Below are 9466 nucleotides of genomic sequence, written 5' to 3'. Positions count from 1 at the left end.
TCCAGCCTTATTATTGAGGGTCAGCGACTTGACTTTGCCATTGAAGTATTCGTTAACTTTGACCATCTTATTGCTCCTTTAAATATCAGTTGTTTGTCGTCAGTCGTTAGTTGTTAGTTGTTTTTTAACCATCGTTCCAATACCGTGGTCGGTAAAGAGCTCCAGGAGCAGGGCGTGGCGAATCCGGCCATCTATAATGTGAGCGGTGTGAACCCCTTTACGGACCGCGTAGAGGCACGATTTAACTTTGGGGATCATGCCGCCGGAGAGTGAACCGGCTTTGATCATCTTGTCGGCCCGATATGTATTGACTTCGGAGATCAGCTTGCCGCTGGGATCCAGTACCCCGCGAACATCGGTCATCATGATCATCTTTTCCGCTTTGAGGTAAGCGGCGATCGCGGCGGCCGCTTTGTCAGCGTTAATATTATACTGCTCCCCATCCTTGCCGACCCCGATCGACGAGAGGACCGGAATATATCCCAGGTGGATCCATTTGAGAAGATATCGGTATTTGATCCCGCCGACCTGGCCGGTAAAGCCAAGATCAAGCTTATTCCCCTCCCCATCCTTCTTCCAGTACTTGTACGCCTTGATCACTTCACCTTTTTTGCCGTAAAACCCTTTGGCTTCCCCACCAGCCCTCTTGATCATGGAGACGATCTCGCCATTGATCCGTTCTCCCAGGACTTTCACGACAACTTTCATTGTCTCTTTGTCGGTGACGCGATAGCCGCCAATGAATTTTGGCTCGATCCCTTTTTTCTTCAGGAAGCGGTTGATCTCGGGACCGCCGCCGTGGACCAGGACCGGATGCATCCCAACCATCTTCAGAAAGATGACGTCGCGGATAACCTCTTCTTTAAGCTCGCTGTTCTCCATCGCCGCCCCGCCGTACTTAATGACAATGATCTTGTCCTTGAACTTTAATAGGTACGGCAGTGCTTCGATAACAACATTGGCCCGTTCGATTAATTTTTCCAGCATAATATTTTATTTAGCCGAGAATTTTTTCTCGGGTTACCGCTATGTATGATAATCGGCGTTGATCTTGACATAATCTTCGGTCAGATCGCAGCCCCAACCGACCGCATCAGCCGTCCCGGCCTTCAGGTCGATCGTAATAACATCCTGCTTGGGCTTCATCTCCCAGCTCCATTTAAACTTTTCCCAGTTAATGTTAAGCCTGGTTGCGCCAAGCGCTTGCAGGATCCGGCCAAAGTTCCGGTCCTTTCCATAGATCGCCGCTTTCAACAGGAACGAATTAATCAGTGCTTTGACCGCGATCTTAGCCTCGGCACTATTTCGGGCCCCTTTAGCCCTGATTTCAACCAATTTTGTCGCCCCTTCTCCATCACGGGCGATCTCTTTGGCCAGCTGGACGCAAACTTTCTCTACCGCCTTGGCAAACTTCTTGATCTCTCCCTTTTTGACCTTGACCCCGGAAACCCCGTTGGCCAAAAGAAATACGCAGTCGTTGGTCGACATGCAGTTGTCGACCGAAACCATGTTGAAGGATTTTTCGCTCGCCTGGCGGACGACTTGCTGAAGTATTTTCCGGTCAACCGCGGCGTCGGTCAAGATGAATGCGTGCATTGTCGCCATGGCTGGCGCGATCATCCCCGACCCTTTAGCCAGACCGGTCACGGTGTATTTGCCAACCTTTACCGAGACAACTTTTTCAACAAGGTCTGTAGTCATGATCGCCCGGGCAGCATCGCGCAAACCGCTCTTGGCCAGCTTTAGCGAAGCGGCTTTGATCCCGGAACAAACCTTATTCATCGCCAATGGGTTGCCGATCGTCCCGGTCGAAGTGACCAGCACCTTTTCCGGTTCGATCCCAAGCTGCGCGGCAGCGAGGCTCGCCATTTCATACGCATCGCGCAGCCCTTTGGCCCCTGTCCAGCAGTTGGCGTTCCCGGCGTTAGCAACGATCGCCTGGGCCAGGCCCCGGCGGATATGCTTAATGGAGACAATAACCGGCGCCGCTTTAACCTGATTGGTGGTAAAGACGGCGGCGGCGCTGGCCGGTGCTTCAGAGAAGATCAGAGCAAGATCTTGCTTGCCCGATTTTTTCAGCCCGCAGGCGACCGCGGAGGCGAGAAATCCTTTTGGCAGGCTCATGGATAGAGGGCGAGCCGCGACAGGCCGGTCGTCTCCTCGAATCCATAAAGAATGTTCATATTCTGGACCGCCTGGCTGGCCGCCCCTTTCATCAGGTTGTCGATCGCCGACATGACAATAATTTGTCCCGTTGCTTCGTTATAGTCAACACCAAGATCGCAATAATTTGTCCCGGCGACATACTTGGTGTTCGGGGTTTTCCCCTCCAGCACCCTGACAAAGGGTTCGTTCTTATAATATTCTTTGAACATTGTTGTCAGTTGTTTGTTGTTTGTTGTTTGTTTGCTCTTCCCATATATCGTCGCTAATATCCCCCGATTCATTGGGACCAGATGAGGAACAAAGGTCACCTTTAATCCTTCATCCCCTAGCCTGACCCCCTGATACTCTATCTCCCCCATATGCCGGTGAGTGGTAACCGAGTAAGCCTCGACCCCCTCGTTCCGTTCGCAAAAATGGGTTTTAAGGGTCGTCCCCCGGCCGGCGCCGGAAACCCCTGATTTAGCGTCAATAATGATCGCGCCGTTGTCGATCAGTTTGTTCCTGACCAGCGGAGCAAGCCCCAGGAGCGAGGCTGTCGGATAACATCCCGGGTTAGCGACCAGGCGGGCCTTTTTTATCTCAGCCCGGTAAATTTCTGGCAGGCCAAAAACCGCTTCTTTGAGCGATCCTTTATCGGCATGCTCGACGTGGTACCACTTTTTAAATACCGCTTCGTCATTAAAACGATAGTCGGCCCCAAGGTCGATAACTTTCTTCCCCGCCGCTAATATTTTGGGAACATGGTTCAAAGCGATCCCATGCGGCAGAGAGAGGAAAACAAGATCAACAGCGCCAAGGTGTTTTTCCAGATCGTTCAAGTCAAGCAGAACCAGCTCGCATTCACCGGTCAAGTGCGGATACAGGTCGCTGATCTTTGATCCACTGCTCCGTTCGCTCGACATCAACCACTCGATCTTGACCTCCGGATGCCGCAATAAGAGCTGCAAAACCGACATTCCGGCATAACCACTCGCGCCAATTATTCCAACTTTTATCATTATTTCTCCTCTTTTCCCGCCTTCTGCCCTGCCTTTTCTTTCGCCCTTTGCCTTAACCTGTGCCTCTGCCTTCCCCTAATGATACCTTGTTACAGTGAATCTGAAAAGGTCTACCGGCTCATTATTTGCAATGCCGCCTTTCTGACGGCAAATCGCGATCTGTTCCTCAGGCGTATTCACTCCATCCAGATCAGGCAAAAGAAGCCCTCGCCTGGGACCGGACTTGACGATCACTCCATATTTTTTAGCGTCCAGGTCGGCCGCCGATCTAACCGGTTCGGGGGCCGAAAGGACATCGACCGAAATTTCCAGATCGGCCAATTCATCGGTGGTCATCGGCGAAAACCGGGGATCTTCGGTCGAAGCGGAGACCGCGTTCCGCATAATTTCCTGGGCGACATTAGCGGTCGTCGGGGCAAAGGTCCCGATACAGCCGCGCAGGGCATGCCGGCGGTGAAGCGAAACAAAAACCCCCGCCCTGGCCTGCATCTCTTGGGTTAACTGCCTGGGAAGCGGAGGGCTCTTTCCCTCTTTTAAATATGTTTCGATCGTTAAACGGGCCAACTGAACAAGCGGATGTTCCATCTTATTCCGGTTTGAGCGCCGCGACCATGTAACCGACGCCAAACGGCCCTTCGTAAGAGAGGAGTTCGGGCTTTACCGGCCGGCCGTCCAAGGCGCCCAGAAGGACAGCGATCGACCAGAGAGCATCCTGCCCGGCTTCTTCGGCCAAGGATGGGTCGAAGTTCATTATCCCGTTGACATCGTATTTCTCGACCAGGGAAACAAGTTTGTCGTCGAACTCTTTCCCGCGGGGGGAAAAACCGTTAGGGGCATCGGGGGTCAGCCGGTGCGACATATCGGCGGAGGCAATGACCACGATCTTCCGGTCAAGGCTCCTGGCGGTCTCCGCCAGCGTTTTACCGAACTGGAACAGCTTTTCCAGAGGGACAAAGGCGACCGCGATCGGCAGGATCGGTTTATTGATCCCGGCGGCGGTCGGATAGTGGAGAGGGACCATGACCCCGTGGTCAAGGATCGTCTCCGGCAGGGCCGACGCCAGATGAGTGTTTTTTACCACCGCCAAACCTAATGCCGGATCACCTTTGTATAACACCGACGGTTTGGGGTAACCAAAATCAGCGAAATTTCCTTCAAAAACGTGGCTGGTATAAACCGGGATCGAGGCCTGGCCAACCCGGCCATGTGGAGTAATAACAACTATGGTATCAAATTCCAGTCCTTTGATCTGCTGGGAAATCTTTTCCAGCCCTCTTTTTGTTTTATCTGCTTCTTTTAACCGGTTCTTGCCGATCGTCGGAACAATGATCGGTGGATGCGGCATTATCGCGCCAAAAATTACGCTCATGGTTGGTTATAATAGTATAAAAGAGAGGAAACTGCAAACCTTAGCAATTCGCCCGACAAACTGCCCGGCCCCGTATAGGCTTATTGATCAGTCCGCATTAACGGCCGCCAAAAGCAAAGGCAATGTACAAAATATAGAGTCCAGCCAGAACAAGGACAACGGCAACTATTTTGCAATACGCCGTTAAGCTGCTGTCTGTATTAAAGACAAGCCTATTCGCCACCACAGAGATCTTGGCCAGCTGTTCGGGAAGGACCAAAAAAAGCAGGCCAAAAATCAAGGAAACAAGCCAGAACAGGTGCAACGTAGAAAGTTGTGGGAACAAAAAGGCCATCCCCCCAATAAAAATGGCTACAATGAGCAGCAGCCCGCCGAAGATCATTCGATAATCGGCCGTGAATTTATCCACATCAAAAACTGTCATATCGCAAGACCTGCAAACCATTTTGCACATAGAAGGAAGAAAAAGAAGAAGCACACCAAAAACCAGGGAAATTAAACCAGCGCTTATCAAGTAAATCATGATCTTACCTCCCAACAATTAACTCTTGGATATCATACGCCTTTATTACGATAATACAACTAGGATTATTGGCTGTTTTGCTTAAATATAATTTGCGGCTAATCTAAAGCCGTAAACATCTTTCCCAGGCAGATCTGAAAGGTCGATCCCAACCCCCCGCCTGAAATCACCTCTTAGATGATCCAACTGATCAGCCCTTTCAGCCCAGCTCCCACCCCGGACAACGACATTCATCAATGGATCGTCAGAAACCCCGGCATGGTCCGCGCCAGACTTCAGCTGATCCAGCAATGATCTAGTATTCCCGTCCGCCTTGGCCCAACGGTTTATTTCTGAAAAATCAAAAGTGGAACTGGTCCATTCCCAGATATTACCGCTCAAGTCGAGCACCCCATAAGCGCTGGCGGTATTTCTAATGTCAGAACGATCAACCGGAGCCGGTCCTGAGATTTTTTGGGGATCCTTGGCTAGATTAAAGGCGACACCCGGCGGAACCACATTGCTATCGCCCCAGGAATAAAGATTACCGTGCGTACCGCGGCACGCTTTTTCCCACTGCAGTTCACTCGGCAGACGCATCTTTGCCCAATCGGCAAATTCAAAAGCCTGATAATAAGGGACATCCCCTGCCGGCAAAAAACCGGCCGGACCCTGTTGGCCGGTCTCAAAGCCAAGTTTATTGAAATAAAGCGATAATTGCGCCCGCGTCACCGGGGTCAGAGCAAGCCAAAACGATCCGACCTCAACATTGGAGGAGGATTGGATCCTGGCCCGCCCTTCCGGAATGCGGACCATCGCCATCAGATCATTTTCCCTCATCACTTTTTCCAGCATCGACGCGTCTGTAATATGGATCTTAACTTTATTATCGGTCAGCGATCTGGCAATAACCCTTCTTTCGGCAATCGCCCGTTCGACCGCGACCGGCCCGGCATGTTTGTAAATTGAAATGATCGGCATACCCTCTTGTATCGCCGGCTGAACAAAAAGATTTCACTCCTAGTGGCGATTCCCCAAAAGCCAGAGTATAATATTTTCAGCATGAAACTCTTTGAGAGGATCTTTACCGCGCTGCTTCTTTTAACGATCCCCCTGGTCTGTTCCTGCGCCACTTCTGACCACCATCTTAAGCCGGCCAACCTTATCGGCAGCTGGTCAACCCTGGAAAATTACGACGCCACCGAGGTCGTTTTTTCCATCGGCAAAAACGGCGAATATTTGTTTAACTCTTTTTTCCGCGGCCGTCCTTACGAAGACGGCACCTGGCAGATCAAAGGAAAAGATCTGGTCGTCCTGGCCAACGGCAATAATACTTATACCTTCAAGAACGTCCGTATCGAAAACGAGACCCTCTCGTTTACGGAAAACCAAAAGATCTCCCGGTTCAAACGAAGCCTGGAAGGAAAGCCGCCAGCCGAGGACATCCGGGGCTTGTTATCAAGCATTTGCCAAAAAAGCGGCTATTCTTTTACCGAGCCCAAAAACGTCGAGTTCAGCTGGCAGACCGGCTCGGACAATGAAGCGCTCATAGTCGGATTGCAATCGGTCACCCTGGTCAGGGTTAACGGTGATTATTCTAAAGTGAACCAGATCGGCGCGTTGTTCGAACAAGCCGGCTTTACCCGCAACGACCTTAACACATCCGAGCTCGTTACCGGATACCGGAAAGACCGGCTGGTCGGTCAACTCATTATTGCGACCGACCCGGCATCTGATCAGGAATGTTCCGTCACCCTGCGCCTCGGCCACCTGCCTTAAGCATTTGCCCTCTTTCGCCCTCATAAGCTATAATGCCCTTATGGCATTAAAAATCTCGATCTCCGGCGTCAGAGGCACGATCCCGGATTCACTCACCCCGGAGCTTTGCCTCGATTTCGCCAAAGCCTTTGGGACCTACACGAACGGGGGAACTATCGTTATCGGCATCGACCCTCGGCCGTCGTCCGAATACATCAAAGGGATCATTTTTGCCGGGCTCCTGTCAGCCGGGTGCAAAGTAATAGACATCGGCATCGCTCCAACCCCAACTGTCGGGATCATGACACGCCTTCTGCGAGCCGACGGTGGAATTGTTGTCACCGCCTCCCATAACCCCCTCCCCTGGAATGGGATCAAGTTCATGACCCCCGAAGGACTCTTTTTGAACGAGAAAAAAGCAGCCAAGCTGATCGACCTCTATGAGAAAAAAAAGTTCCGGGTCGCTACGCCAAAAACCGTCAGCTCCAACGACCAGGCGATCGATCTCCACATAAAAAAGGTCCTCAAAGTCGTAGACGTCAACCTGATCCGCAAAAAAAAGTTCCGGGTCGCGCTGGACGCCTGCAACGGCGCGGGGTCGGTCGCCCTTATCGAGCTTTTAAAGAAGCTTGGTTGCGTCATCTGCCCGATCAATTGCAATGTCTTGCTCCCTTTTCCGCACAACCCGGAACCGGTCCCTGAAAACATCACCGAGCTCATCGGCTACGTGAATACCAAAAGGGCCGATGTCGGCTTTGTTGTCGACGCCGACGCCGACCGGCTCGCTATTGTCGCCGACGGCGGATTTGCCATCGGCGAAGAGCTAACCCTCGCGTTAGCTGCCGCTTCGATCCTTGAAGCCGCCCCCAAGGGAAAAGCCCGCAACCATACCATTGTCACCAACCTTTCGACCAGCCGGGTCGTTGATGATGTCGCCAGAAGCCATGGGGCCAAAGTCATCCGGACCAAGATCGGCGAGATCCACGTGGTCGAAGAAATTATCCGTCAGGAAGCGATCATCGGCGGAGAAGGGAACGGCGGGGTCATTTTCCCGCAGGTCGGCTACAACCGGGACAGCCTGGCCGGAATCGCCCTCATCCTTCATTATATGGCCAGGAGTGGACAACCCCTCTCCAGGCTGGCCAAAAGCCTTCCCCGGTATATCATGATCAAGAGCAAAGTCGATTGTACCAGTCAGTTCGAGGTTAACGAGTGGCTGGAAAAAGCCAAAAAGAATTTCGCCGGTGAAGAACTGGTCACTAAGGACGGGATCAAAGTGGTTTTTCCCGATGCCTGGGTCCATGTTCGGGCTTCCAATACAGAACCGATCATCAGGATCATGGCCGAAGCGCCGACCAGAGAAAAAGCGGAAGGGTTAATAAAGAGAATTACCGGCTAGATCCATCCCCATTAGTGTTCCATTCTATCAGCGATCGCCGTCCGCGGCAGGTCAAAATATTTGGCCAGACCTCCAAGATCATCGCCATTCTTGAGCGCCAGAAAATTAAAGAGCCCGGCTTCAAATGCCCGCCTGATCTCATCAAGGGTAACCAAACCCTCTGATTTGGCTTTCTTTAAAAATATCTCCTTGAATATTTTGTAGTTGACCGACAGGTCCCCCACCAAAATAATATCACCCCGGCAGGTCAGGACCGCTTGTTCGAGCAGGTGGCCCAGCTCCCGATAATTTCCCGGAAAATCGTAAGCGGCAAGAAAACTGACCGCTTCCGGAGAGATCCCTTTAATATTCTTGTCATGCTCTACCACAAACCGCTGAAGATAGGCGGACATAATAAAAGGGAAATCACCTTTCCGCTCCCGCAGCGAGGGGATGACCAGTTTCGCGTATTCGGCCGCCTGCGGCGCCAGAAGCTCCGGCTTTGCGTCCGTTCCTACGATCACTATTGCCGTTTGGTCGAGCGACTCTTTTCTTTTCCGGAAGAACTCCAGGATCGAACTTTTAAAACCCTGGTCGAGCCGGTCAAAGTTTTCCAGATACAATGTCCCGCACCGCTCGTCCTCGTCCTGCATGGTGGTAGCGGTCGGTGCCGCCAGCAACTCCTGGACCGAGGTCCAAAAGTAAGCCTCCAGATTTTCCCGGCGGAACGAAGCAAGATCGATCGACCTGAACCGCCGCTGGTTCCGTTGGCTGTTCCGGTGAATAAGATCCGCGACCGGTTTTTTTTCGATTCCCTGCTCGCCAAAAAGAAGGATGTTGGTTGAATTTAGCGACTGTATTTCCTTGTAAAGCTTTGTTAGCCCTTCCCCTTTGCTCCAATCAGTCTTGAGGGGGGTAAAGGTCAGGCTTGCCCTCCCCGCCAATCTTTCGATCGCTTCTTTCAGCTGGGAAACGGCAAATGGTTTTTTCAGGAAATCCGCGACCCCAAGCTTGGCGGCCGAGACCGCCAGCGGAATGTCGTTAGCCGAAGAAACCATCAGGACCTTGAGATCGGGAGCGGTCAGACGCAGCTGCCGGAAAGCGGTCAATCCGTCGACATCCTTCAGGTCATTGTCTATGATCACCAGGGTTGCCGGCTCGCTCCGGACCAGCTCTTTGGCCGTTTCCAGATCGGGTGCGGGCCGGACCCGATTCTCCGGCGCCGCTTCCCGAACAGTTGACTCCAGTCCGGGATCGTCGGTCAGAAGGACGATAGAGGTCTTGCTTAACATTGA

General features: G+C 52.2%; 10 protein-coding genes. 2 read left to right on the top strand and 8 right to left on the bottom strand.

Annotated features, from left to right (window positions below; all coding sequences use genetic code 11):
- Nucleotides 1–99: 99 nt before the first annotated feature.
- The 7 genes from argB to KKF06_05755 all read right to left on the bottom strand — a co-directional run bounded on the left by argB (nucleotide 100) and on the right by KKF06_05755 (nucleotide 6016).
- Nucleotides 100–987, bottom strand: coding sequence for an acetylglutamate kinase (gene argB / locus KKF06_05785; protein ID MBU1617262.1), 888 nt, complete (start codon nucleotides 985–987; stop codon nucleotides 100–102).
- A 39-nt stretch (nucleotides 988–1026) separates the two neighbouring features.
- Complete coding sequence (gene argJ, locus KKF06_05780) at nucleotides 1027–2124, bottom strand: bifunctional glutamate N-acetyltransferase/amino-acid acetyltransferase ArgJ (GenBank protein ID MBU1617261.1); 1098 nt, start codon at nucleotides 2122–2124, stop codon at nucleotides 1027–1029.
- On the bottom strand, nucleotides 2121–3164 hold the full coding sequence (argC, locus tag KKF06_05775) for an N-acetyl-gamma-glutamyl-phosphate reductase (GenBank protein MBU1617260.1): 1044 nt from the start codon (nucleotides 3162–3164) through the stop codon (nucleotides 2121–2123). The genes argJ and argC overlap by 4 nt, the downstream gene beginning before the upstream one ends.
- A gap of 75 nt (nucleotides 3165–3239) precedes the next feature.
- On the bottom strand, nucleotides 3240–3749 hold the full coding sequence (gene amrA / locus KKF06_05770; protein ID MBU1617259.1) for an AmmeMemoRadiSam system protein A: 510 nt from the start codon (nucleotides 3747–3749) through the stop codon (nucleotides 3240–3242).
- Between the two features lies 1 nt (nucleotide 3750).
- Complete coding sequence (amrB, locus tag KKF06_05765; GenBank protein ID MBU1617258.1) at nucleotides 3751–4533, bottom strand: AmmeMemoRadiSam system protein B; 783 nt, start codon at nucleotides 4531–4533, stop codon at nucleotides 3751–3753.
- Nucleotides 4534–4630: 97 nt separating this feature from the next.
- On the bottom strand, nucleotides 4631–5056 hold the full coding sequence (locus tag KKF06_05760; protein ID MBU1617257.1) for a hypothetical protein: 426 nt from the start codon (nucleotides 5054–5056) through the stop codon (nucleotides 4631–4633).
- 81 nt (nucleotides 5057–5137) lie between these two features.
- Nucleotides 5138–6016: a formylglycine-generating enzyme family protein gene (locus KKF06_05755; GenBank protein MBU1617256.1), complete on the bottom strand. Its 879-nt coding sequence runs from the start codon at nucleotides 6014–6016 to the stop codon at nucleotides 5138–5140.
- 81 nt (nucleotides 6017–6097) lie between these two features.
- Between KKF06_05755 and KKF06_05750 the strand changes: the two genes are divergently transcribed.
- Together KKF06_05750 and glmM are read left to right on the top strand one after the other, a co-directional pair.
- Nucleotides 6098–6814, top strand: a complete 717-nt coding sequence (locus KKF06_05750) for a hypothetical protein (protein ID MBU1617255.1) — start codon at nucleotides 6098–6100, stop codon at nucleotides 6812–6814.
- Between the two features lie 40 nt (nucleotides 6815–6854).
- A complete protein-coding gene (glmM, locus tag KKF06_05745) occupies nucleotides 6855–8192 on the top strand; it encodes a phosphoglucosamine mutase (GenBank protein MBU1617254.1) in 1338 nt (445 codons plus the stop codon).
- A gap of 11 nt (nucleotides 8193–8203) precedes the next feature.
- Here the strand turns inward: glmM and KKF06_05740 are convergent, their stop codons facing one another.
- Nucleotides 8204–9463 carry a response regulator gene (locus KKF06_05740; protein ID MBU1617253.1) on the bottom strand — a complete coding sequence of 420 codons (1260 nt, stop codon included), beginning with the start codon at nucleotides 9461–9463 and terminating at the stop codon, nucleotides 8204–8206.
- Nucleotides 9464–9466 lie beyond the last annotated feature (3 nt).

The organism is Candidatus Margulisiibacteriota bacterium (assembly GCA_018822365.1).
GTDB lineage: Bacteria > Margulisbacteria > WOR-1 > O2-12-FULL-45-9 > XYB2-FULL-48-7 > XYB2-FULL-45-9.
Note: the sequence above shows the minus strand (reverse complement) of the source record. Positions and strands in the feature narration are given on the sequence as shown.

Bases quoted from the DNA above. Each gene is read 5' to 3' on its own strand.
- amrB (MBU1617258.1), bottom strand. From the start codon at position 4,533: ATGAGCGTAATTTTTGGCGCGATAATGCCGCATCCACCGATCATTGTT.
- argJ (MBU1617261.1), bottom strand. From the start codon at position 2,124: ATGAGCCTGCCAAAAGGATTTCTCGCCTCCGCGGTCGCCTGCGGGCTG.
- KKF06_05755 (MBU1617256.1), bottom strand. From the start codon at position 6,016: ATGCCGATCATTTCAATTTACAAACATGCCGGGCCGGTCGCGGTCGAA.
- KKF06_05760 (MBU1617257.1), bottom strand. From the start codon at position 5,056: ATGATTTACTTGATAAGCGCTGGTTTAATTTCCCTGGTTTTTGGTGTG.
- KKF06_05740 (MBU1617253.1), bottom strand. From the start codon at position 9,463: ATGTTAAGCAAGACCTCTATCGTCCTTCTGACCGACGATCCCGGACTG.
- glmM (MBU1617254.1), top strand. From the start codon at position 6,855: ATGGCATTAAAAATCTCGATCTCCGGCGTCAGAGGCACGATCCCGGAT.
- argB (MBU1617262.1), bottom strand. From the start codon at position 987: ATGCTGGAAAAATTAATCGAACGGGCCAATGTTGTTATCGAAGCACTG.
- KKF06_05750 (MBU1617255.1), top strand. From the start codon at position 6,098: ATGAAACTCTTTGAGAGGATCTTTACCGCGCTGCTTCTTTTAACGATC.
- argC (MBU1617260.1), bottom strand. From the start codon at position 3,164: ATGATAAAAGTTGGAATAATTGGCGCGAGTGGTTATGCCGGAATGTCG.
- amrA (MBU1617259.1), bottom strand. From the start codon at position 3,749: ATGGAACATCCGCTTGTTCAGTTGGCCCGTTTAACGATCGAAACATAT.